General features: G+C 60.0%; 18 protein-coding genes and 1 pseudogene. 10 read left to right on the top strand and 9 right to left on the bottom strand.

Annotated elements, in window-relative coordinates:
• Positions 1 to 8 precede the first annotated feature (8 nt).
• From BFQ00_RS12590 to BFQ00_RS12565, 5 genes and pseudogenes are all read left to right on the top strand, one after another.
• The gene (locus BFQ00_RS12590) at positions 9 to 4,352 is read left to right on the top strand and encodes an RHS repeat-associated core domain-containing protein (protein WP_065933700.1); all 4,344 of its coding nucleotides are present in this window, start codon (positions 9 to 11) and stop codon (positions 4,350 to 4,352) included.
• On the top strand, positions 4,352 to 4,942 hold the full coding sequence (locus tag BFQ00_RS12585; protein ID WP_065933699.1) for a hypothetical protein: 591 nt from the start codon (positions 4,352 to 4,354) through the stop codon (positions 4,940 to 4,942). Before BFQ00_RS12590 ends, BFQ00_RS12585 begins: the two co-directional genes overlap by 1 nt.
• A gap of 57 nt (positions 4,943 to 4,999) precedes the next feature.
• A pseudogene (locus BFQ00_RS12575) lies at positions 5,000 to 6,511 on the top strand (RHS repeat-associated core domain-containing protein); the annotation flags it as partial.
• Between the two features lies 1 nt (position 6,512).
• On the top strand, positions 6,513 to 7,082 hold the full coding sequence (locus tag BFQ00_RS12570) for an imm11 family protein (protein WP_065933696.1): 570 nt from the start codon (positions 6,513 to 6,515) through the stop codon (positions 7,080 to 7,082).
• 113 nt (positions 7,083 to 7,195) lie between these two features.
• On the top strand, positions 7,196 to 7,795 hold the full coding sequence (locus tag BFQ00_RS12565) for a hypothetical protein (protein ID WP_065933695.1): 600 nt from the start codon (positions 7,196 to 7,198) through the stop codon (positions 7,793 to 7,795).
• A 212-nt stretch (positions 7,796 to 8,007) separates the two neighbouring features.
• On the opposite strand, the gene BFQ00_RS12560 is transcribed toward BFQ00_RS12565, so the two are convergent.
• From BFQ00_RS12560 to BFQ00_RS12550, 3 genes are all read right to left on the bottom strand, one after another.
• On the bottom strand, positions 8,008 to 8,283 hold the full coding sequence (locus BFQ00_RS12560) for an HU family DNA-binding protein (protein WP_003213368.1): 276 nt from the start codon (positions 8,281 to 8,283) through the stop codon (positions 8,008 to 8,010).
• 190 nt (positions 8,284 to 8,473) lie between these two features.
• A complete protein-coding gene (locus BFQ00_RS12555) occupies positions 8,474 to 9,622 on the bottom strand; it encodes an NAD(P)/FAD-dependent oxidoreductase (protein ID WP_065933694.1) in 1,149 nt (382 codons plus the stop codon).
• 36 nt (positions 9,623 to 9,658) lie between these two features.
• Complete coding sequence (locus tag BFQ00_RS12550) at positions 9,659 to 9,826, bottom strand: rubredoxin (protein WP_017476746.1); 168 nt, start codon at positions 9,824 to 9,826, stop codon at positions 9,659 to 9,661.
• Positions 9,827 to 10,020: 194 nt separating this feature from the next.
• On the opposite strand from BFQ00_RS12550, the gene BFQ00_RS12545 reads away from it, so the two are divergent.
• Positions 10,021 to 10,584: a chorismate--pyruvate lyase family protein gene (locus BFQ00_RS12545; RefSeq protein WP_065892302.1), complete on the top strand. Its 564-nt coding sequence runs from the start codon at positions 10,021 to 10,023 to the stop codon at positions 10,582 to 10,584.
• Positions 10,584 to 11,474, top strand: a complete 891-nt coding sequence (gene ubiA / locus BFQ00_RS12540; protein ID WP_065933693.1) for a 4-hydroxybenzoate octaprenyltransferase — start codon at positions 10,584 to 10,586, stop codon at positions 11,472 to 11,474. Before BFQ00_RS12545 ends, ubiA begins: the two co-directional genes overlap by 1 nt.
• Positions 11,475 to 11,593: 119 nt before the next feature.
• Here ubiA and BFQ00_RS12535 read toward each other — a convergent pair whose 3' ends face one another.
• Positions 11,594 to 11,971 carry a COG4315 family predicted lipoprotein gene (locus BFQ00_RS12535; protein ID WP_065933692.1) on the bottom strand — a complete coding sequence of 126 codons (378 nt, stop codon included), beginning with the start codon at positions 11,969 to 11,971 and terminating at the stop codon, positions 11,594 to 11,596.
• Positions 11,972 to 12,127: 156 nt separating this feature from the next.
• Between BFQ00_RS12535 and phoB the strand changes: the two genes are divergently transcribed.
• From phoB to BFQ00_RS12520, 3 genes are all read left to right on the top strand, one after another.
• A complete protein-coding gene (gene phoB / locus BFQ00_RS12530; protein ID WP_003195617.1) occupies positions 12,128 to 12,817 on the top strand; it encodes a phosphate regulon transcriptional regulator PhoB in 690 nt (229 codons plus the stop codon).
• Positions 12,818 to 12,911: 94 nt separating this feature from the next.
• Positions 12,912 to 14,198: a phosphate regulon sensor histidine kinase PhoR gene (phoR, locus tag BFQ00_RS12525; protein ID WP_242527087.1), complete on the top strand. Its 1,287-nt coding sequence runs from the start codon at positions 12,912 to 12,914 to the stop codon at positions 14,196 to 14,198.
• A 266-nt stretch (positions 14,199 to 14,464) separates the two neighbouring features.
• Positions 14,465 to 15,805 (top strand): hemolysin family protein, encoded by a 1,341-nt coding sequence (locus tag BFQ00_RS12520; RefSeq protein ID WP_057726098.1) that lies wholly within the window; start codon positions 14,465 to 14,467, stop codon positions 15,803 to 15,805.
• A 58-nt stretch (positions 15,806 to 15,863) separates the two neighbouring features.
• Here the strand turns inward: BFQ00_RS12520 and BFQ00_RS12515 are convergent, their stop codons facing one another.
• The 5 genes from BFQ00_RS12515 to BFQ00_RS12495 all read right to left on the bottom strand — a co-directional run bounded on the left by BFQ00_RS12515 (position 15,864) and on the right by BFQ00_RS12495 (position 22,497).
• The gene (locus tag BFQ00_RS12515; RefSeq protein ID WP_065883784.1) at positions 15,864 to 16,766 is read right to left on the bottom strand and encodes a response regulator; all 903 of its coding nucleotides are present in this window, start codon (positions 16,764 to 16,766) and stop codon (positions 15,864 to 15,866) included.
• A gap of 165 nt (positions 16,767 to 16,931) precedes the next feature.
• The gene (gene phoU / locus BFQ00_RS12510) at positions 16,932 to 17,693 is read right to left on the bottom strand and encodes a phosphate signaling complex protein PhoU (protein WP_057726096.1); all 762 of its coding nucleotides are present in this window, start codon (positions 17,691 to 17,693) and stop codon (positions 16,932 to 16,934) included.
• Positions 17,694 to 17,763: 70 nt separating this feature from the next.
• Positions 17,764 to 18,597: a phosphate ABC transporter ATP-binding protein PstB gene (gene pstB, locus BFQ00_RS12505; protein WP_065883786.1), complete on the bottom strand. Its 834-nt coding sequence runs from the start codon at positions 18,595 to 18,597 to the stop codon at positions 17,764 to 17,766.
• Between the two features lie 180 nt (positions 18,598 to 18,777).
• The gene (gene pstA, locus BFQ00_RS12500; protein WP_065933690.1) at positions 18,778 to 20,448 is read right to left on the bottom strand and encodes a phosphate ABC transporter permease PstA; all 1,671 of its coding nucleotides are present in this window, start codon (positions 20,446 to 20,448) and stop codon (positions 18,778 to 18,780) included.
• Positions 20,449 to 20,463: 15 nt separating this feature from the next.
• Complete coding sequence (locus BFQ00_RS12495; protein ID WP_170827554.1) at positions 20,464 to 22,497, bottom strand: ABC transporter permease subunit; 2,034 nt, start codon at positions 22,495 to 22,497, stop codon at positions 20,464 to 20,466.
• Positions 22,498 to 22,689: the final 192 nt, after the last annotated feature.

Genomic DNA, 22,689 nt, shown 5'->3' with positions numbered 1-22,689 from the left:
CTGCCTGCATGTCTGACGCGTTATGGGCGGCCCGGATGGGCGATGCGCTTTCCCACACTTCGATGATGGCCGACATCCTCGGCGGTGTGCTGGAGGTGGCGGCCAATATCGCGATTACTGCTGTAGCAACTGCCGCAGTGGTCGCGGCCACCGGCATTACCGTCGCCACCGGCGGGCTCGGCTGCTTCCTGCTGGGCGCGGTGGTGGGCACGATTGTCGGCCTGGCCATGAGCAAGACCGGGGCGGACAAGGGCCTGACGAAGTTATGCGATGCCTTCAGCAATGCCCTTTTTCCGCCTACGGTGCAGGCCAATATTCTCACCGGCTCCACCGACACCCTGACCAACAACATTCCCGCCGCCCGCGCCGCCGGGGCGATCAGTTCCCATGTCGCGCCGGCCGGCACCGAGCTGGAAGAACCTGCGCCTGCGCCCGAAGCCAGTTATTTGGACATGGCCGAGAGTTTCTTCTCGCAGATGTGGCGGCCGACCGTTGCGACACCGGCGCCCGGCGCCGTGCCCAAACCGCTGGACCTGGTGGTGTGCATGAAACACCCGCCGATGCCGCCGCAGTTTCTGGCCGAAGGCTCGGACAAGGTCACGATCAACGGCCAGCCGGCAGTGCGCAGCGGTGATCGCAGCACCTGTGATGCGACCGTGGTGTCGTCCGGCCTGATTTCTTCCAACGTGACCATCGGCGGCGGCTCGGTGGTGGTGCGCGAGATTCGCAGCGGCAAGACGCCGGGCGTGGGGCTGGCGGTCACCGCGTTGTTGATGCTCAAGGGTGGCAAGGGCAAATTTTTCAGCAAGTTGCCCTGCATGCTGATCGGCGGTGCGACCTCGATGGCCGTCAGCAGTGCGATGGGAGCGATGGCGAATGCTGCCATGGGCTCTTCGAATCCGGTGCATGCGGCGACGGGCGCGAAGGTATTGGGCGATGTCGATGAGCTGGACTTCGTGCTGCCCGGCATCTTGCCGATTGACTGGCAACGTTTCTATAACAGCCGCGACGAACGCACCGGCAGTCTGTTTGGCGCGGGCTGGAGCGTGCCGTATGAGGTCTGCGTCGAAATCCGGCCTCATCCCGACGGCGGCGAGACGCTGGTATACACCGACGAGCAAGGGCGCCCCATCGACATGGGCTCGATTCCCTTGGGCGGTGCGGTGTTCAGCGCCGGTGAAGGGCTCGCTGTGCGGCGGCACCTCAATGGGCAGTTGCTGATTGAGAGCGATGATGGCTTGTACCGTCTTTTTGAACTTACGACGCATCCGTCACGACTGCGCCTGGCTCAGTTGGGGGACCGCAACGACAACCGCATCCATATTGATTATGACGAGGCCGGACGCCTGGTACGGCTGCGCGATACCTTCGACTTGGTGCAGGTTGAGCTGATTCGCGACGGCGAACAGGTCAGTCGCATCGAACGGGTGTATCCCGATCAACGCCGTGAGGCGCTTGTTGGGTATGGCTACGACACCGCCGGCAATCTGGCCGAGGTGCGTGATGCCACCGGGCAGGTGCGGCGGCGCTTCGCCTACGACAGCGACCGGCGCATGGTGGAGCATCAGTTGCCGACCGGGTTGCGTTGTTTCTATGAGTGGGCTTTGGTTGAAGGCCTGGAATGGCGCGTGGTGCGGCACTGGACGGATGAAGGCGACGCGTATCAATTCGACTATGACTTGAACGCCGGCCTTACCCGCATCACCGACGGATTGCAGCGCGTCAGCACCCGGCACTGGAACACGCAGCACCAGATCATTCGCTACAGCGACAACCTCCGCCAGACCTGGCTGTTCGAATGGAACGATGAGCGCCAATTGCTCAGCGCCACCGACCCGCAGGGTGGGCGCTACGAATACAGCTACGACGAGTCCGGCAACCTGATCGGCGAAACCGACCCACTGAGCCGCAGCGATTCGACCTTGTGGCTGGAGCATTGGGCACTGCCGCTGGTAGAGACCGACGCCGCCGACAACAGCTGGCAGTATCGCTACGATCAGCGCGGCAACTGCATCGCCGAAACAGATCCGCTGGGCTACGTCACCCGGTACCGCTATGACGCCCATGGCCAGGTCGTGGAAATCATCGACGCAACCGGCAAAAGCAAGAAACTGCGCTGGAACCCGTTCGGGCAATTGGTCGAGCACATCGATTGTTCGGGTTACCCGACGCGTTTCAGCTACGACGAGCGCGGTTATCTGCAAGTCATCACCGATGCACTGGGTGAGCGCACGCAATTCAGCTACGACGCTCAGGGGCGCTTGCTAAGCACTCAATTGCCGGATGGCCGTATCGAGCAGTACCAGCGCGACATCAGTGGTCAACTGCTGGGGTATACCGACCCGGCCGGGCACACCACGCTCTACCAGCACAACCGGCGCGGCCAGGTCAGCCAGCGCACCGACGCCCATGGCCGGCAGGTGAAGTTCGGCTACGACAGCTACGGGCGCCTGCAAGCGCTGATCAACGAGAACGGTGAGCGCTATCGGTTTGCCTGGGACGCTGCCGACCGCCTGGCCGAGCAGCAGGACCTGGACGGCAGCGCCAAGCGTTACGACTACGACCTGCTGGACAACATCACCACGGTAACCGCCATTGCGGCGCCTTATGGCAACGGCCTGGCGGTGGTCCCCGAGGCACCACCCGCGCCCATTGTTCATCGGCTGGAGCGTGATTCTGTTGGCCGGCTGGTGGCGAAAGTCACCGACGATGGCCGCACTGAGTACAGCTACGATGCGGTGGACCAGCTCACGGCGGTGACTTTCACCGATCTACAAGGCAATGCACAGGCCTTGGGCTTCGCCTACGACGCCCTCGGCCAATTGCTTGTCGAACGGAGCGCGGCCGGTACCCTGAAACACCACTACGATGAACTCGGCAACCTGATCCAGACCCAACTGCCCGACGGCCGTTGGCTCAACCGCCTGTACTACGGCAGTGGGCACCTGCACCAGATAAACCTCGACGGCCAGGTCATCAGCGACTTCGAACGCGACCGCCTGCACCGCGAAGTCCTGCGTACCCAAGGCCAGCTCAGCACCCGCAGCGAATACGACCGCAGCGGTCGCCTGCGTTCCCGCCAGCGCCGTCTGGCGAGCCAGCCATCGTTGATGCCGGCGGCCGCGCAAAAGCAGTTCGAATACGATCCCGCCGACAACCTGATCGGCAAACTCGACCAGCAACCCACCGCGCAACACCGCCAACTGCTGCACTACGACGCCACCGGCCGCATCATCGCCAGCCAGGACAGCCTGCACGGCCAGCGCGAAACCTTCGCCTACGACGCCGCCGCCAACCTGCTCGACGGCCCGCAGGCGGGTGCCGGGTTGGTGGTGCATAACAAGCTGCTGACGTATCAGGACAAGCGTTATCGCTATGACGCGTTTGGACGGATGATTGAAAAGCGCAGTGCCAAACGCGGTGTGCAGCGGTTTGCGTATGACGCTGAAAGCCGGTTGGTTGAAGTGCGCAATGACAACGGCAGCGTGGTCAGAATGGCGTATGACCCGCTGGGGCGCCGGATTGAAAAAACCGAGCATGGCAGTGATGGGTATCCGCTGGGGGAAACGCGATTTACCTGGGATGGTTTGCGGTTGCTGCAGGAGCACAGGCACAGCCAAACGAGTCTGTATGTTTACGAAGATGAAAGCGGTTACGAGCCCTTGGCTCGTGTGGACGGCTTTGGTCCACTGCAGAAGATTCGCTATTACCACAACGACCTGAACGGGTTGCCCGAGCAACTAACCGAGGCCGATGGGCACAGCGTCTGGCAGGCGACTTATCGGGTGTGGGGCAACACGCTGGAGGAAGTGCGCGAGCCTTATTACATTGAAGAGCAGAACCTGCGGTTCCAGGGGCAGTATCTGGACCGGGAGACGGGGCTGCATTTCAATACGTTCAGGTTTTATGATCCGGATGTGGGGCGGTTTACGACTCCGGATCCGATTGGGTTAGCAGGGGGGTTGAACCTCTATCAATACGCGCCAAATCCCATCGGCTGGATTGACCCGTGGGGTTGGAGCTGTGTCCAGTTTAAGCGCTGGAAAAGAGGCCAAGCGATAGACAAACCCCTGCCCAGCGGTAAGGCTCCCGCATGGGATGTGGTAAGAAATCGATACTGGAAAAATCGCTATGAAGCGTCAAAAGCCTCAGGTGAGTTCAGCCCAGCTAATATGAGCCGTATGAAGCGCGGCTCTGCCCCGTTGGACGCAAACGGAAACTCGATGGAGTTGCATCATCACAACCCTCAACGTAAAGGCGGTGTAGATGTGAACAACCCTCGAAATCTGCGTGAAGTGACTCGGGAACAGCACGCTGCGCTTGATGAGTTTAGACATTTAGGAACCAAATAATGACAGCTATAGAAATCATCAAGCAATTCGTTGAAGGGGCAATTTCACCTAAAGCATTTGAAGAAAAAATATACGCAGACCCAGCAGTCGAAGCGTTGCTCAAAAATGAGGACAACCTCCCGGCTTATGTCACGGAGCCTGATCTATACACCTACGCAATCAGTCAGGATTATCAGAATTTAGAATCCATCTACAACGTTCAGACACTTCTATCTACTGTTCTAACCAAGAAGAACATCACCCATACTGTGGAAAAAAAGTACGAAAACCTATTCAACCTAACGCTAAAAGTGCAGCCAAAATGGCTGTCGCTGTCATCGGACTATCTATCCAAGCTAGTCGAAGAGCGAAAAAATCTCAGCCCTAAAGAGTTGCAAGTCTGGCTGAAGGAAAAAATAAAAACCGATTTTCGGTGCCTGAAAGCCCCTCCGAAATGGCTTCAAAGCCCCGTATGGCCGATGGCTGATGGGAAGCCTATGGTTTTCCTGGGTCAGCTCGACATAAGCGAGTTGAGCCATGACAACGCTCAGGTTTACCTGTTTTTTGATGAAGGGAAACAGACCTTCCATACCGTTACCCAAGCTTGCTGATCTGTGTTACTGCCTTGGCCTTTGCTAAAGATTCGCTTGGCTAAGAGAGCTAGCGGATTGATCCAGGCACAGTTGTCAGATGACCGCTAGCTCAATCGTCTGTACTACGGCAGCAGTCACCTCCATCAAATCAACCTCGACGGTCGCGTAATCAGCGACTTTGAGCGCGACCGCCTGCACCGCGAGATCCTGCGTACCCAAGGGCCATCGCGAATACGACCGCAGCGGCCGCCTGCGCTCCCGCCAGCGCCGTCTGGCGAGTCAGCCATCGTTGATGCCGGCGCCAGCGCAAAAACAGTTTGAATACGACCCCGCCGACAACCCGATCGGCAAACTCGACCAGCAACCCGCTGCACAACACCGCCAACTGCTGCACTACGACGCCACCGGCCGCATCATCGCCAGCCAGGACAGCCTGCACGGCCAGCGCGAAACCTTCGCCTACGACGCCGCCGCCAACCTGCTCGACGGCCCACAGGCGGGTGCCGGGCTGGTGCCGGGCTGGTGTTGCATAACAAGCTACTGACGTATCAGGACAAGCGTTATCGATATGACGCGTTCGGCCGGACTGTCGAAAAACGCCGCGCGAAACGGGGCGTGCAGCGGTTTACCTACGATGCTGAAAGCCGTTTGGTTGAAGTGCGTAACGATGACGGCACCGTCGTGCGAATGACCTACGACCCGCTGGGCCGACGCATCGAAAAAACCGAGCATGGCAGTGACGGGTATCCGCTGGGAGAAACGCAGTTTGTGTGGGATGGACTGCGGTTATTGCAGGAGCATAAATACAGCCAGACCAGCCTCTATGTTTACGATGATGACGGCTACGAACCGCTGGCCCGCGTCGACGGCCTTGGCCCGCTACAGAAGATTCGCTACTACCACAACGATCTGAACGGGTTGCCGGAACAACTGACCGAGGCCGATAGGCATAGCGTCTGGCAGGCGACTTATCGGGTGTGGGGGAACACGCTGGAAGAGGTGCGGGAGCCTTATTACATCGAGGAGCAGAACCTGCGGTTCCAGGGGCGGTACCTGGATCGGGAGACGGGGCTACACTACAACACTCTCAGGTTCTACGACCCCGAAATAGGGAGATTCACGACTCCAGATCCGATCAGTTTACTGGGCGGCATAAACCTGTACCAATATGCGCCAAATCCAATTACATGGGTTGATCCATGGGGCCTGTTTAACTGGAACTATAAAAATATGCCTGGAATCGATGGATTCCAGAAACACCATATTATTCCTCAATCGCTGGCTGATCACCCTACTCTGAAGAAGGCTGGATTCGACATACACAAAACTTCCAACATCATTTACTTGCCTAGTGAAGAGGGCAAGCACAAATATCGCACTATTCACAAAGGCTCACATCCGGGTTACAACAAAGCTGTTCGGGCACAACTCAATGAAATATCCCTCGCGGGCAAGGCTGGAAAATGGAAAAAAGCCCAGTACGCGCAGGCAGTGAGGGAGGTTGTCAGCTCTGAAAGGTCGGGATTACGCAATGGGCGTACTCGGTTGAATAAAAACTCAACTCAAGCAGGTCGCTGCGGGAAATAATATGTACCTATTAGAAATCAGTGAAAATTATTCAGAAATTTACTGGTTCAAATACGACCAGAAAAAATCTCCCGACCATCTATTGTTTATTAGTGGAGAAGAGCAATCATCAATTGCTACCACTCCAACCTTTAGAAATAAAAATAAGATCAGCGCATCTCGCTTAATGTCCTTCGATCTTCTTCAAAGTGACACGCTTGAATTTGTAAGCGAGGCAATGGCCAACGTACTGCGCAAATTCCCGACAGACGTTCAGCTTTTTCCTGCCAACGTTTATCTAAAAGAAGAAAAGCTGGAAGGTTACTATGTATTCAATGTGATCCAGATACTTCCTTGTATTGATTTGAATAACTCTCAATATGGTCCCATGTTCAGCTTTATGCCGGAAGGTCCTCTGAGATTCACCACTCTTCAAAGTCTGCCACCTGCTAGCTTAGGCAATCACCATATCGTGAGAGCTAAGGAAAGTTCACAACGCATCTTTGTTTCCCAGCAGTTCAAGCAGCAATGCGAAGCATCCCAACTTAAAGGTCTTCGATTCGTAGACTGTTCCAAAGGTATCCAAGTCTGAACAATAAAGGGGACGGACCTATTTAATCCGGATAGGGACTATAAATAAATCCGACCCCTTTATCGCTGGCAGAAAAGCCGGCCGTGGTAAATGATTTCCCATTGGAGAAGAACATGAGCGCCCTCGACAACGCATTTAAAGAACTGCGCCGCGTCCACAAAATATTCGATATCGAAGGCCGCTTCGAAAAGCGCAGTCAAGCCAATGCAAAATGGCCGCAGACGTTGCCGCGCTCGGCAGAGACCGATTATTTCTACGATAACTGCGAGCCAGTTGATGTTGAAGTTGAAACCGGTTTGACGCCGATATGCTTCTTCAACTTGAGCAGCTTGGAAGACGGCCAAGTTGGCTATAAATGGACTGGCGACTCGAACAAGACCCAGGCAAACGGGAATTGGCCCGCCCAGTATCTGGTTTTCATGGACGATATTGGCGGCGGTAAACCGGTTATCGCCGTCACGGATACTCCCGGCACTTCGGTGTGGGCGAGCTACGATGTCGTCGAGCCGTTCAAGATTGCCGACTCCCTGGCTGATTTCCTCTTGGCGTTCGCCAAAACTATAGAAATTGTTCATGGAAAATTCGACATTTTTGACATTTACAACGATGACGACGAGCTTTCCCCCAAATTTGTAAAATTGTTGACCAAAGAAGTCAGCCCGTTGCTGGGTGAAGAGAACTTCGAACGCTTCTTCGATTACTTCTACGGCTAAGAAGGTTCTGCCAAAGGAAGGGTTCTGATCACGCCACTTCCCGGCAACGTGCGACCTGTCCACTGTCTTGAGGATCCGCGACTGATCAAGCGACTGGCGCAGTGGTCGCGGTCACCGGCATTACCGTCGCGATTAAAAAATGGGCACCCAACCCAGTCGGCGTGCCCATCTTCTTTACCGCCCCGCCTCCCTTCGAGACGGTACCGCTTAACTTATGGGTTGACGCTGTCTTTAAGCGACTTGCCCGGCTTGAACGCAACGGTATTGCTGGCTTTGATCTTCACCGGCTCACCGGTTTGCGGGTTCTTGCCGGTGCGGGCGCCGCGGTGGCGTTGCAGGAAAGTGCCGAAGCCAACCAGGGTGACGCTGTCCTTGCGGTGCAGGGCGCCGGTGATTTCTTCGAGAACGGCGTTGAGGACGCGGTTGGCCTGTTCCTTGGTGAGATCGGCCTTTTCAGCGATGGCGGCGGCGAGTTCTGGTTTACGCATATGTGAAGCCTCTTTGACGGTTTTTTGTTGTTATGTCCGTGCTGCTCTCTGGTGGAGCAGCGCCAAGGCGCCGCAGGCTCTACTCTGCGGCAGACGGGAGTGAGGATGGCATGCCCTCGCACGCTCCGCCAGCCTCGCCGCGACCTTTCTACGGGTAAGAAGAGGCTGATTCCGACAGAACGACCGACATTTACGCCAGCAGCGGCGGAAGTTCCTTATTCAATGCCAGTTTTTCCATGACGGCGTTGCCGGTCAGCGCGTAGCCCAGCAAGCGACCGCTGGCGTCGCGGCACAGGGCCTTGATGTCGGCGCCCTCGCCTTCGACACTCCATACGCCTTCGCTACCGCGTGGAGGCGGTGAAACCACCAGCGGGCAGACCGGGGTCTTCACGGTGATCGGCATCGGCCCGTAGCTCACGGCGGTCGCGTTGCCGGCCAGGGTCTGGGCCAAGGCACGGGCGCAGGTCATCAGGGGCATGACGTACAGCAGGTTCAAGCCATCGACCTCGGCACAGTCGCCCAGGGCGTAGATATTGGCGTGGGAGGTTTTGAGGTGGCGGTCCACCAGGATGCCACGGTTGATCTGCAGGCCGGCCGCCGCCGCCAGGTCTGTGCGCGGGCGCAGGCCGATGGCGGAGACCACCAGGTCGCACTGGATCACTTCGCCGTCCGACAGATGGGCTTCGAGGCCATCGGCGTTGCGTTGCAGACGATTGAGCACCGGCCCCAGGTGGAAACGCGCGCCAATGCCTTCCAGCCCGGCCTGCACCGCAGCCGCAGCCGCCGGATGCAGCAGGGTCGGCATGACTTGCTCGCACGGCGCGACCAGGTCGACTTCATAGCCGCCAAGGATCAGGTCGTTGGCAAATTCGCAGCCGATCAGGCCGGCGCCGAGCAACAGCACGCGACGTTTGCCGGCAGCGGCGGCGCGAAAGCGCGCATAGTCTTCAAGATCGTTGATCGGGAAAACCAGCTCGGCAGCATCACCCTCGACCGGAACACGCACGGTCTCGGCACCCCAGGCGAGGATCAGGTCGCGGTAGGTCACCGATTCCTCACCGATCCACAAGCGCTTGTGGCCCGGGTCAATGCCGCTGATACGGGTGTGGGTGCGTACCTGGGCCTTGAGTTGCTCGGCCATGGCGCCAGGTTCGGCCATGCTCAGGCCATCGGCTTCCTTGTTCTTGCCAAAACCGGTGGAGAGCATGGGCTTGGAGTAGGAGCGCCCGTCATCCGCGGTGATCAGCAGCAATGGGGTGTCGCTGTCGAGCTTGCGAAACTCCCGGGCCACGTTGTAACCGGCCAATCCTGTGCCGATGATCACGACAGGTGAGTTCATTCCTTTCTCCTTGCAGTAAGTTTCGTAAACTTCAAATTAGCCGATTTCGATCATTTCGAAATCCATTTTGCCTACGCCGCAGTCCGGGCACAGCCAGTCTTCCGGGACGTCCTGCCACAGGGTGCCCGGAGCGATTCCGTCATCCGGCCAGCCATCTTTTTCGTCATAGATCAGGCCACAGACGATACATTGCCACTTTTTCATTACGTACTTCCTCAGGGTCCAGGCATCTTGGCCGACGGTCGATAGACCAGCGCTGCCGCTCGGCTCAGGGCGTTTGTACTGATCGCAGCCGGCAGATGCAAGTAGGATTGGCTTAAACGGCGGGTTCAGCCCGGCAAAAGTTCAGGACGCCATGGTAAGCTCGCCGCCTCTTTTGCTGCCAATATTGACTTGCCGTGCCGCACTCAATCGCCCCTTCCGATGCTTGCCGATGGCTGCCCCAGAGCCTTCTGAGCCCGATGCCTGCGCCCTTGACCCTCGATTGGCTGTTCGATGAAGGCTCGCTGACGCGGCGGCTGACAGGGCTGTCCGCCGGCAATTTCAGCGTGACGCCGCTGCTCGAAGGCTGGCAACCGTTGCGCGACGATGAATGCGCGGCGCTGGCCCTGCCGCCTGCCACTGTCGGCTGGGTACGCGAGGTGTATTTGCGCGGGCATGGCCAACCCTGGGTGTTTGCCCGCAGTGTCGCGTCTCGCGGGGCATTGCAGGGCGACGGCTTGCATATGGATGAGCTGGGCAGCCGGTCGCTGGGCGAGTTGTTGTTCTGCGACCGCGCCTTTACCCGTCAGCCGATCGAGGTGTGCCATTACCCGGCACATTGGCTACCCGCTGCGGACCAGGCCGACGGGCTGTGGGCGCGCCGCTCGCGCTTCGATCGCGGGGCGCTGAGCGTGCTGGTGGCGGAAGTCTTCCTGCCGAGTGTGTGGCAGGTGCTGCATGACCATCCGGAGAACCGCTGATGTACCAACGTGTGCTCAAATCCTTGAATCGCCTGAACCCCAGGGCCTGGGATTTCATTCAACTGACGCGCATGGACAAGCCCATCGGTATCTACCTGCTGCTGTGGCCGACGCTATGGGCGCTGTGGATCGCCGGCAAGGGCTCGCCGTCGCTGCTCAATATCGTGATTTTCGTGCTGGGTGTGGTACTGACCCGTGCCGGTGGCTGCGTGATCAACGACTGGGCCGACCGCAAGGTCGACGGGCATGTGAAGCGCACCGAGCAACGTCCGCTGGTCAGCGGCAAGATCAGTTCGAAAGAGGCGCTGGTGTTTTTTGCGCTGCTGATGGGCATCAGTTTCCTGCTGGTGCTGCTGACCAACGCCAGCACTATCCTGCTGTCCCTTGGCGGGCTGGCGCTGGCGGCAAGCTATCCGTTCATGAAGCGCTACACCTATTACCCGCAGGTGGTGTTGGGCGCGGCGTTCTCCTGGGGCATGCCGATGGCGTTCACGGCCGAAACCGGGCATCTGCCGGCCGAGGCGTGGCTGCTGTACATCGCCAACCTGTTGTGGACGGTGGGTTACGACACCTATTACGCGATGACCGACCGCGACGACGACTTGAGGATCGGCGTGAAATCCACCGCGATTCTGTTCGGTGATGCTGACCGTGTGATCATTCTCACCCTGCAGGGCATGGCGCTGGTGTGCCTGTTGCTCGCCGGGGCTCGGTTCGAGCTGGGCGGCTGGTTTCACTTGGGGCTGCTGGCGGCGGCAGGCTGTTTTGCCTGGGAGTTCTGGTACACCCGGGACCGGGACCGCATGAAGTGCTTCAAGGCGTTTTTGCACAACCACTGGGCCGGGTTGGCGATTTTTGTGGGGATTGTGGTGGATTACGCGGTTCGCTGAGAGGGTTGCGGTGGCTGTAGCGACGCCATCGGGGGCAAGCCCCCTCCCACATTTTAAGGTGTTCACCCATCAACTGTGGGAGGGGGCTTGCCCCCGATGATTTCAGCAGCGCCGCGCAGTCAAGGCTTGATGATATGCCAAGCCCCACCCTTGCCATCCCCGGTCTTGTCACCGGCTTTCTTGTCATCCTTGTAGGTGTAGACCGGCTTGCCTTTGTAGGCCCATTGACTGGTCTGATCGTCGCGAGTAATCACTGTCCAGTCGCCAGCCTTGGTATCCGTAGACTCCGCCTTCAGCGGCGGCCAGTTGGTCGCGCACTGGTCCTTGCACGCGGACTTGCCGTCGGCGTCCTTGTCGAAGGTGTAGAGCGTCAGGCCTTTGTGATCCACCAGCATCCCGTCTTTCGTCATCGCAGGTTCTGCGGCAAACGCCAGGCCCGGCAGCGTCAACGCAGCCGTTACCAGCATGGCTTTCCAGGAAATCGTGCTGTAAGTCATCGGAACCTTCCTTTTGTGGTTGTCAGGATTCGGACCCAAAGGGTAGTCCAGAGTGCCGTGAATTGCCCAAGGGACTAAATTACTGTCACACGACTGCAATAATTCCGTTATCTAATGCGGCGCAAGACAGTTAAATGACAAAGAGGATTTTTGAGCATGGTTGGCAGGAGCATTCTGATTGTTGACGACGAAGCGCCCATTCGCGAGATGATCGCCGTTGCGTTGGAAATGGCCGGCTACGACTGCCTGGAGGCGGAGAACTCCCAGCAGGCCCATGCCATTATCGTCGACCGCAAGCCGGATCTGATCCTGCTCGACTGGATGCTGCCCGGCACTTCCGGTATCGAGCTGGCCCGGCGCCTCAAGCGTGACGAGCTGACCGGGGATATCCCGATCATCATGCTCACCGCCAAGGGCGAAGAGGACAACAAGATCCAGGGCCTGGAAGTCGGCGCCGATGACTACATCACCAAGCCTTTCTCCCCGCGAGAGCTGGTAGCGCGCCTCAAAGCCGTGCTGCGCCGAGCCGGCCCGACCGACGGCGAAGCCCCCATCGAAGTCGACGGCCTGATCCTGGACCCGATCAGCCACCGCGTGACCATCGACGGCAAGCCGGCTGAGATGGGCCCGACCGAATACCGTCTGTTGCAGTTTTTCATGACCCATCAGGAGCGCGCCTACACCCGCGGCCAACTGCTGGACCAGGTGTGGGGCGGCAATGTGTACGTGGAGGAGCGCACCGTGGACGTGCATATCCGCCGCCTGCGCAAAGCCTTGGGCGATGCCTATGAGAATCTGGTACAAACCGTGCGCGGCACGGGCTACCGGTTTTCCACCAAGGGCTGAGCCAGCTGATTGTAGACTCAAGAGCCTGACTTAACAGCTGACAAGGACGCATGTTCAAGTGAACCAAAACTGGCATGGCACCCTGATTCGCCACATGCTCCTGCTCGTCACCGGTTGCCTGCTGGTCGGGTTGATCAGTGGTTATTACGGCTGGAGCCTGGCCATCGGCATCGCGCTGTACCTGGGCTGGACCCTCAAGCAACTGCTGCGCCTGCATGAATGGCTGCGCCAGCACAAACCCGACGAAGCACCGCCCGACGGCTACGGCCTGTGGGGCGAAGTGTTCGACAGCATTTACCACTTGCAGCGCCGCGACCAACGGGTGCGCGGGCGCCTGCAGGCGGTGATCGACCGGGTACAGGAGTCCACCGCCGCGCTCAAGGACGCGGTGATCATGCTCGACAGCGACGGCAACCTGGAATGGTGGAACCGCGCCGCCGAGACCCTGCTGGGCCTCAAGACGCCCCAGGACAGCGGCCAGCCGGTGACCAACCTGGTGCGCCACCCGCGCTTCAAGGAATACTTCGAGCAGGACAACTACGAAGAAGCCCTGGAAATCCCCTCGCCCACCAACGACCGCGTGCGTATCCAGCTGTACCTGACGCGCTACGGCAACAACGAGCACCTGATGCTGGTCCGTGACGTGACCCGCATCCATCAGCTGGAACAGATGCGCAAGGACTTCGTCGCCAACGTCTCCCACGAGCTGCGCACGCCGTTGACGGTGATCTGCGGCTACCTGGAGACGCTGCTGGACAATGTCGACGAGATCAACCCGCGCTGGAGCCGCGCCCTGCAGCAGATGCAGCAGCAAGGCTCGCGCATGCAAACCCTGCTCAATGACTTGCTGCTGCTGGCCAAGCTTGAGGCCACCGATTACCCCTCCGATAACCACCCGGTGGCGGTGCAAAGCCTGTTGAAAACCATCAAGAACGACGCCCAGGCGCTCTCCGGCGAACGCGGCCAGCAGATCACGCTGGACGCCGACCCGACGGTGCTGCTCAAGGGCAGCGAAGGCGAGCTGCGCAGTGCGTTTTCCAATTTGGTGTTCAACGCGGTGAAGTACACCCAGGACAAGGGCAACATCCGCATCCGCTGGTGGGCCGACGAACAGGGGGCACACCTGAGCGTGCAGGACTCCGGCATCGGTATCGACGCCAAGCATCTGCCACGCCTGACCGAACGCTTCTACCGCGTCGATTCCAGCCGCAACTCCAATACCGGCGGCACCGGGCTGGGCCTGGCGATCGTCAAGCATGTGCTGCTGCGCCATCGGGCACGCCTGGAAATCAGCAGCGTGCTGGGGCATGGCAGTACCTTTACCTGCCACTTTCCGCCGACGCAGGTGACGCGCTCGCAGCTCGTCGGGAATGACGAATAACTCAGCCATGGCACTAATTTAAATGTGAGAGGGGGCTTGCTCCCGATAGCGGTGTATCAGTAGCAGATGTGTTGACTGACACGCTGCTATCGGGGGCAAGCCCCCTCCCACATTGGTTTTGCATGAATTTGGGCAATGTATTCCAGGCCCCGCCCGGCAGCAGCCACTAGGCAAGCGCCCCGTCAGCCGCTACATTGGCCGACTTGCGCCTGCCTTTCAGGCCTGCTTTCCCCCTATTGAACATACGGAACCTGCAAAACCCCATCATGGACCCTTCCCCTGGCATCACCCTCGCGACACTTTTCGCCGATTTCGGCATGATTCTTTTTGCACTGGTCCTGGTACTGCTCAACGGCTTCTTCGTTGCGGCGGAATTTGCCATGGTCAAACTGCGCTCGACCCGGGTCGAGGCCATCGCCCACACCAACGGCTGGCGCGGGCAGATCCTGCGCACCGTACACAGCCAGCTCGACGCCTACCTGTCGGCCTGCCAGCTGGGTATCACCCTCGCCTCCCTGGGCCTGGGCTGGGTCGGTGAACCGGCGTTTGCGCACATCCTCGAGCCGTTGCTGGGCGCCGCAGGCGTCGAGTCGCCGGAGGTGATCAAGGGCGTGTCGTTCTTTGCCGCCTTCTTCGTGATTTCCTACCTGCACATTGTGGTCGGCGAGCTGGCCCCCAAATCCTGGGCCATCCGCAAACCCGAATTGCTGTCGCTGTGGACCGCCGTGCCGCTGTACCTGTTCTACTGGGCGATGTACCCGGCGATCTACCTGCTCAACGCCAGCGCCAACGCGATCCTGCGCATCGCCGGCCAGGGCGAGCCCGGCCCGCATCACGAACACCATTACAGCCGCGAAGAGCTCAAGCTGATCCTGCACTCCAGCCGTGGCCAGGACCCGAGCGACCAAGGCATGCGCGTACTCGCCTCCGCCGTGGAAATGGGCGAACTGGAAGTGGTGGACTGGGCCAACTCCCGGGAAGACCTGGTCACCCTGGATTTCAACGCCCCACTCAAGGAAATCCTGGCGCTGTTCCGTCGCCACAAATTCAGCCGTTACCCGGTGTATGACGCCGTGCGCAACGAGTTCGTGGGCCTGTTGCATATCAAGGACCTGCTGCTGGAACTGGCGGCCCTGGACCATATCCCCGAGTCGTTCAACCTGGCCGAACTGACCCGCCCGCTGGAGCGCGTGTCGCGGCACATGCCGTTGTCGCAGTTGCTGGAGCAGTTCCGCAAAGGCGGCGCGCACTTCGCCCTGGTGGAAGAAGCCGATGGCAAGATCATTGGCTACCTGACCATGGAAGACGTGCTGGAAGTGCTGGTCGGCGATATCCAGGATGAACACCGCAAAGCCGAACGCGGCATCCTCGCCTACCAGCCGGGCAAACTGCTGGTGCGTGGCGACACGCCGCTGTTCAAGGTCGAACGCCTGCTCGGCATCGACCTGGACCACATCGAAGCCGAAACCCTGGCCGGCCTGATCTACGACACCTTGAAACGGGTGCCGGAAGAGGAAGAAGTGCTGGAGGTTGAAGGCTTGCGGATCATCATCAAGAAGATGAAAGGGCCGAAGATCGTGCTGGCCAAGGTGCTGATGCTGGATTGACTACCAATGTGGGAGGGGGCAAGCCCCCTCCCACATTGGTCAGGCGGTGCTCTGTAGATCACGCACCCGGCACAAAGTGCTTCTGCGCGGTGCCACGGGCGATCAGGCGGGAGATGTAGTCCAGCTTCTGCGCATCCTGGTCGATAAACCGGAAGGTCAGTTGCAGCCAGTCGCTGTCGGGCCTGGGCTCGTAGGCAACGATGGCGTGCAGGTAGCCATTGAGGCGTGCCACTTCAGCATTCTCGCCCTGCTCGAGGTCGAGCACGGCGCTTTCCAGTACTTGGGGCAGGACCTCACCGCGACGCACCACCAACAACGCCTCCTTGATGCTCAGCGCCTTGATCACGCATTGCTGGGTGCCGCTGGACAGGCGCAACTGGCCCTGGCCACGGCCGCTGGCGGGCGATGCGGCCGGGACAGCGGCAACAGGCGCGCTGTTGAGCAGGCCTTTATTCGGGGCTGCCGCCACCGGCGCCGGCTTGACGGCTTCGGGCCTGCCACCGGTCAGTGCGCTCAGGGAGTCGTTGCCGAACGCCGAGCTCATCTTGGTCGGCGCGCTGGCGATCAACGCGTCGAGGCGGCCGATCTTGTGCAGGGCCTGCTTGACCTTGTTCAGCAACTGTTCGTTGGTGAATGGCTTGCTGACGTAACCGGACACGCCGGCCTGGATGGCCTGCACCACGTTTTCCTTGTCACCGCGGCTGGTCACCATCACGAACGGCATGGCCTTCAGGTGGGCTTGCTCGCGGCACCAGGTCAACAGCTCAAGCCCGGACATCTCCGGCATTTCCCAGTCGCACAGCACCAGGTCGAAGGTCTCGCGCATCAGAATGGATTGCGCCTTCTTGCCGTTCACCGCATCTTCGATCTTGATCCCCGGGAAGTAGTTGCGCAGGCACTTCTTCACCAGGTCGCGAATAAACGAGGCGTCATCCACCACCAACACACTGACTTTACTCATCGACCCTTCATCCTATAAAACCTTGGCTGGCAGCATGCCCATGATGGCATTTTGCCAAAACTCTGCAGTCACGTTAGGACTTATTACGCCCCGTCCGCAATCAATTCCGCTCGCCACAAACGAAAACGCCCGACCAATGGCCGGGCGTTAATTTCTCGGGCAACCTTACTTATCGTCAGATTCGCCCGGAACATTAGGGATAAGATCAGCGCTGCCTTCAACTTCGGCTTTCATGCGCTTGAGGCCCATGTGCCGAACGTCGGTGCCGCGTACCAGGTAAATCACCAATTCCGAGATATTGCGCGCGTGGTCGCCGATGCGCTCCAGCGAGCGCAGCACCCAGATGATGCTCAGGACGCGCGAGATAGAGCGTGGGTCTTCCATCATGTAGGTGGCCAGCTCACGCAAGGCGGTCTTGTATTCGCGATCGATGACTTTGTCGTACTGGGCCACCGACAGCGCCAGGTCCGCATCGAACCGCGCAAACGCGTCGAGGGCATCGCGCACCATGTTGCGCACCTGGTCGCCGATGTGGCGCACTTCCACGTAACCACGCGGCGCTTCGCCTTCTTCGCACAGCTGGATGGCGCGGCGGGCGATCTTGGTGGCTTCGTCGCCGATACGCTCGAGGTCGATCACCGATTTGGAGATGCTGATGATCAAACGCAGGTCGGAAGCCGCGGGCTGGCGGCGGGCCAGGATGCGCAGGCATTCTTCGTCGATGTTGCGTTCCATCTGATTGATCTGGTCATCAATCTCACGCACCTGCTGGGCCAGGCCCGAGTCGGCCTCGATCAGCGCGGTGACCGCATCGTTGACTTGCTTCTCCACCAGGCCGCCCATCGCCAGGAGGTGGCTGCGCACTTCCTCGAGCTCGGCGTTGAACTGCGCGGAGATGTGGTGGGTAAGGCCTTCTTTGCTAATCATGTTGGCGTCCTTGGAGCGTCCGGTAAGGTGCGGAGAACCGCAGCGTCAGTGCAATCAGAACCACGGCTTCCTAGCCGTAGCGACCGGTGATGTAGTCTTCGGTCTGCTTTTTCGCCGGATTGGTGAACAGGGTATCGGTATCGCCGAACTCCACCAGCTTGCCCATGTACATGAACGCGGTGTAATCGGACACCCGCGCGGCCTGCTGCATGTTGTGGGTCACGATGACGATGGTGAACTTGGACTTGAGTTCGTAGATCAGCTCTTCGACCTTGAGCGTGGAGATCGGGTCGAGGGCCGAGCACGGTTCGTCGAGCAGCAGCACTTCAGGTTCCACGGCGATGGTACGGGCGATGACCAGACGCTGTTGCTGACCACCGGACAAACCAAGGGCCGACTCGTGCAGGCGATCCTTGACCTCGTCCCACAGCGCTGCGCCCTTGAGCGCCCACTCGACCGCTTCGTCGAGGATGCGTTTTTTGTTGATGCCCTGGATGCGCAGGCCGTAGACCACGTTTTCATAGATGGTCTTGGGGAACGGGTTGGGCTTCTGGAACACCATGCCCACGCGGCGGCGCAGCTCGGCCACGTCTTCGCCCTTGCGGTAGATGTTGGTGCCGTAGAGGTTGATGGCACCTTCCACGCGGCAACCGTCCACCAGGTCGTTCATGCGGTTGAACGTGCGCAGCAACGTGGACTTGCCGCAGCCGGACGGGCCGATGAAGGCGGTCACGCGCTGCTTGGGGATGTTCATGCTGACGTCGAACAGCGCCTGCTTGTCGCCGTAGTAGAGACTCAGGCCCGGCACTTCGATGGCCACGGTTTCCTGGGCCAGGCTCAGGCTTTGCTTGTCGCGTCCCAGGGCCGACATGTTGATGCCGTGGGAATGGGTTTCGTGTTGCATGGGATGCTCCCTGTGCTACCAATTCATTTCATTGAACCGCCGGGGGCGGCTTACTCAAATTCTGTGTATGGCGCGGTCCAGTGTGGGAGGGGGCTTGCCCCCGATGGCGGTGTGTCAGCTTGCACATGTGTTTCTGATACACCGCTATCGGGGGCAAGCCCCCTCCCACATTGGATCGTGTCAGCTGTCCAGCGCTTTGTATTTCTCGCGCAGGTGGTTACGAATCCACACCGCCGACAGGTTAAGCGTGGCGATCACCATCACCAGCAGCAGGGCGGTGGCGTAGACCAGCGGTCGCGCCGCCTCGACGTTGGGGCTCTGGAAGCCGACGTCATAGATATGGAAGCCCAGGTGCATGATCTTCTGGTCTAGGTGCAGGTACGGGTAGTTGCCGTCCAGCGGCAGCGACGGGGCGAGCTTCACCACGCCGACCAGCATCAGCGGCGCCACTTCACCGGCGGCACGGGCCACGGCGAGGATCATGCCGGTCATCATCGCCGGGCTGGCCATCGGCAGCACGATCTTCCACAGCGTTTCCGCCTTGGTCGCGCCGAGCGCCAGGGACCCTTCACGCACGGTGCGAGGAATCCGCGCCAGGCCTTCTTCGGTGGCCACGATCACCACCGGCACCGCCAGCAGCGCCAGGGTCAGCGAGGCCCAGAGCAGGCCCGGCGTGCCGAAGGTCGGCGCCGGCAGGGCTTCGGCGAAGAACAGCCGGTCCACCGAGCCACCCAGTACGTACACGAAGAAGCCCAGGCCGAACACGCCGTAGACAATGGCCGGTACGCCCGCCAGGTTGTTGACCGCGATGCGGATGATCCGCGTCAGGGTGTTCTGCTTGGCGTACTCACGCAAGTACACCGCCGCCAGCACGCCGAACGGCGTGACGATCATCGCCATGATCAGGGTCATCATCACGGTGCCGAAGATCGCCGGGAAGATCCCGCCTTCGGTGTTGGCTTCCCGTGGATCGTCGCTCAGGAACTCCCAGACCTTGCTGAAGTAGAAGCCGATCTTGGTCAGGGTGCCCATGGCGTTCGGCTGATAGGCGTGCACCACCTTGCCGATACCGATTTCGATTTCCTTGCCGTTGCCGTCCCGGGCCGTCAGCGCGTCGCGGTTGAATTGGGCGTGCAGGTCGGCCAGGCGCGCTTCGATGTCCTGGTAGCGGGCATTCAGCTCGGCGCGGTCGGCGTCCATGTCAGCCTGGGCGGCGGCGTCAAGCTTGCCTTCCAGCTCCAGCTTGCGACCGTGCAGGCGAACGCGCTCCAGCCCGGCGTTGATCGCGCCGATATCGGTTTTTTCCAGGCTCTTGAGCTGGGCGGCGAGCTTGTTGACGCGCTCCACACGGGCTTGCAACTCCGGCCACGCGGCCTCGCCTTCGGCGATGATCTTGCCATCCTGCTTGACGTTGACCAGGGTGCCGTAGAAGTTGCCCCATTCACGCCGCTCGATGGTCATCAACTGCACCGGCTTGGTCTGGTCCTTCAACCATTCGCCGACGATCCAGGTGAAGTCATTACCGTTCAAGTCGCGATTGCCGACCTTGATCAGCTCGCGGGTCATGAACTCCGGGCCCTCGTCGGGCACCGGCAGGCCGGCGCTTTTCAGCCGCTCGCGCGGCACTTCTTCCTTCTGCACCACTTCGCCGATGACGATATGGTTGGCCTGGCCCGGTACGCTGTAGTTGGCCTGGATCAGGTCGGCCGGCCAGAAATGGCCCAGGCCGCGCACCGCAATCACCGCCAGCAAACCAATGGTCATGATGACCGCGATGGACACTGCGCCACCGCTGATCCAGACGCCGGGGGCGCCGCTCTTGAACCATCCATTCAGGGAGTTCTGTTTCACAGACTTCTACCTTTCTTAAAGCGACGAATATTTCTTGCGCAGACGCTGACGGATCAGCTCGGCGAGGGTATTCATGATGAACGTGAACAGCAGCAGCACCAGCGCCGAGAGGAACAGCACGCGGTAGTGACTGCCGCCCACTTCCGACTCGGGCATTTCCACCGCGACGTTGGCCGCCAGGGTGCGCAGGCCTTCGAACAGGTTCATCTCCATCACCGGCGTGTTACCGGTGGCCATCAGCACGATCATGGTCTCGCCCACCGCGCGGCCCATGCCGATCATCAGCGCGGAGAAAATACCCGGGCTGGCGGTCAGGATCACTACGCGGGTCATGGTCTGCCAGGGCGTGGCACCCAGGGCCAGGGAACCCAGGGTCAGCCCGCGCGGCACACTGAACACCGCGTCTTCGGCGATGGAGTAGATGTTCGGGATGACCGCAAAACCCATGGCCAGGCCGACCACCAGGGCGTTGCGCTGGTCGTAGGTGATGCCCAGGTCATGGGAAATCCACATGCGCATGTCGCCGCCGAAGAACCAGGTTTCCAGGTACGGGCTCATGTACAGCGACAGCCAGCCCACGAACAGGATCACCGGGATCAGGATCGCGCTTTCCCAGCCATCCGGCACCCGCAGGCGGATCGATTCAGGCAAACGGCTGAACACAAAGCCGGCCACCAGGATGCCAATCGGCAACAGCATCAGCAGGCTGAAAATCCCCGGCAGATGCCCTTCCACATAAGGCGCCAGGAAAAGGCCGGCGAAGAAGCCGAGGATCACGGTCGGCATCGCTTCCATCAATTCGATCACCGGCTTGACCTTGCGGCGCAGGCTCGGGGCCATGAAGTAAGCGGTGTAGATCGCGGCGGCTACAGCCAGCGGTGCGGCGAGCAGCATCGCGTAGAACGCGGCTTTCAGCGTACCGAAAGTCAGCGGCGCCAGGCTCATCTTGGGTTCGAAGTCGGTGTTGGCGGCGGTCGATTGCCAGACGTACTTGGGTTCGTCGTAGTTCTCGTACCAGACCTTGCTCCACAGCGCGCTCCACGACACTTCCGGGTGCGGGTTGTCGAGCAGCAACGGTTGCAGCGTGCCACCGGCTTCGACGATGACGCGATTGGCCCGTGGCGACAGGCCGAACACGCCTTGGCCGTCGACCACTGGATCGACCAGCAAGGTACGGTGCGCAGTGCTATGGAACACGCCGAACTGGCCGGAAGCGTCGAGGGCGGTGAAGCCTTTGCGACGCTCTTCGGCGGTAATTTCCACGATGGGCGCAGTGCCCATCTGGAAGGTACGGATCTGCTTGAGGCGTTGCTCGCCATCCGGATCGCGGGCCATGAACCACTGGGCCAGCCCACCCTTGGAGTTACCGATGATCAGCGAGATGCCGCCCACCAGCTGGGTACTGGCGGTGACTTCGGCATTGCCGTCTTCCAATAATTTGTATCGACCGTTGAGGCTTTTGTCGCGCAGGCTGAATACATCGGCCAGCGCACGGCCGTTGATCACGTACAACCACTGCTGGCGGGGGTCGATGAAAATCGCTTTGACTGGTTCGGTCATCTGCGGAAGCTCGATACGCTTCTGCTCGCTGGTAACTTCGCCGGTCATCATGTTTTCTTCGCGGCTCAGATTCAGTACGTTCAAGTACGAACCGGCGGAACCTGCGACCACGAGCGACGAATCGGTGGCGTTAAGCGCGACGTGCTCCAGCGCGCGGCCCTGTTCATCAAGAACAATCGGCGTTTCACCGTAAGGGTATTCAATCGCCGGGGTGATGGTTTTCTTGCCGTCCGGGTACGACACCTTATAGGTGTGACGGAACACCAGGGACTGACCATTGGACAAACCGAGGATCACCAGCGGGCTGCCCGGCTGGTCTTCACCAATCGACACTACGCTCGCGCCTGCCGGCAGCGCCAGGTCGACACGCTTGAGTTCGGCACCGGTAGTGACATCGAAGAACAGCGCCTGGCCCTTGTCGGAAACCCGCATGGCGACCTGGTTCTGTTCTTCCAGAGAAATCATCAGCGGCTTGCCGGCGTCCTGGATCCAGGCCGGTGTGAGCGCTTCTTCCTTGGTCAGCGAAGCACCCTGGAACAACGGCGCGACCACGTAGGCGAGGAAGAAGAAAATCAGGGTGATTGCGCCGAGAACGGCGAGGCCGCCGACCAGCACATACCAACGAGTCAAACGGTCTTTGAGCGCGCGAATGCGGCGCTTGCGTTGCAGCTCAGGCGTATT

Origin of the sequence: Pseudomonas sp. 28 E 9, assembly GCF_900004785.1 — a bacterium.
Classification (GTDB): domain Bacteria; phylum Pseudomonadota; class Gammaproteobacteria; order Pseudomonadales; family Pseudomonadaceae; genus Aquipseudomonas; species Aquipseudomonas orientalis_A.
Note: the sequence above shows the minus strand (reverse complement) of the source record. Positions and strands in the feature narration are given on the sequence as shown.

What these genes read in the sequence shown, in the direction of transcription:
- BFQ00_RS12590 (WP_065933700.1), top strand. Translation starts at nt 9, where the DNA reads ATGTCTGACGCGTTATGGGCGGCCCGGATGGGCGATGCGCTTTCCCAC.
- BFQ00_RS12585 (WP_065933699.1), top strand. Translation starts at nt 4,352, where the DNA reads ATGACAGCTATAGAAATCATCAAGCAATTCGTTGAAGGGGCAATTTCA.
- BFQ00_RS12570 (WP_065933696.1), top strand. Translation starts at nt 6,513, where the DNA reads ATGTACCTATTAGAAATCAGTGAAAATTATTCAGAAATTTACTGGTTC.
- BFQ00_RS12565 (WP_065933695.1), top strand. Translation starts at nt 7,196, where the DNA reads ATGAGCGCCCTCGACAACGCATTTAAAGAACTGCGCCGCGTCCACAAA.
- BFQ00_RS12560 (WP_003213368.1), bottom strand. Translation starts at nt 8,283, where the DNA reads ATGCGTAAACCAGAACTCGCCGCCGCCATCGCTGAAAAGGCCGATCTC.
- BFQ00_RS12555 (WP_065933694.1), bottom strand. Translation starts at nt 9,622, where the DNA reads ATGAACTCACCTGTCGTGATCATCGGCACAGGATTGGCCGGTTACAAC.
- BFQ00_RS12550 (WP_017476746.1), bottom strand. Translation starts at nt 9,826, where the DNA reads ATGAAAAAGTGGCAATGTATCGTCTGTGGCCTGATCTATGACGAAAAA.
- ubiA (WP_065933693.1), top strand. Translation starts at nt 10,584, where the DNA reads ATGTACCAACGTGTGCTCAAATCCTTGAATCGCCTGAACCCCAGGGCC.
- BFQ00_RS12535 (WP_065933692.1), bottom strand. Translation starts at nt 11,971, where the DNA reads ATGACTTACAGCACGATTTCCTGGAAAGCCATGCTGGTAACGGCTGCG.
- phoB (WP_003195617.1), top strand. Translation starts at nt 12,128, where the DNA reads ATGGTTGGCAGGAGCATTCTGATTGTTGACGACGAAGCGCCCATTCGC.
- phoR (WP_242527087.1), top strand. Translation starts at nt 12,912, where the DNA reads ATGCTCCTGCTCGTCACCGGTTGCCTGCTGGTCGGGTTGATCAGTGGT.
- BFQ00_RS12520 (WP_057726098.1), top strand. Translation starts at nt 14,465, where the DNA reads ATGGACCCTTCCCCTGGCATCACCCTCGCGACACTTTTCGCCGATTTC.
- BFQ00_RS12515 (WP_065883784.1), bottom strand. Translation starts at nt 16,766, where the DNA reads ATGAGTAAAGTCAGTGTGTTGGTGGTGGATGACGCCTCGTTTATTCGC.
- phoU (WP_057726096.1), bottom strand. Translation starts at nt 17,693, where the DNA reads ATGATTAGCAAAGAAGGCCTTACCCACCACATCTCCGCGCAGTTCAAC.
- pstB (WP_065883786.1), bottom strand. Translation starts at nt 18,597, where the DNA reads ATGCAACACGAAACCCATTCCCACGGCATCAACATGTCGGCCCTGGGA.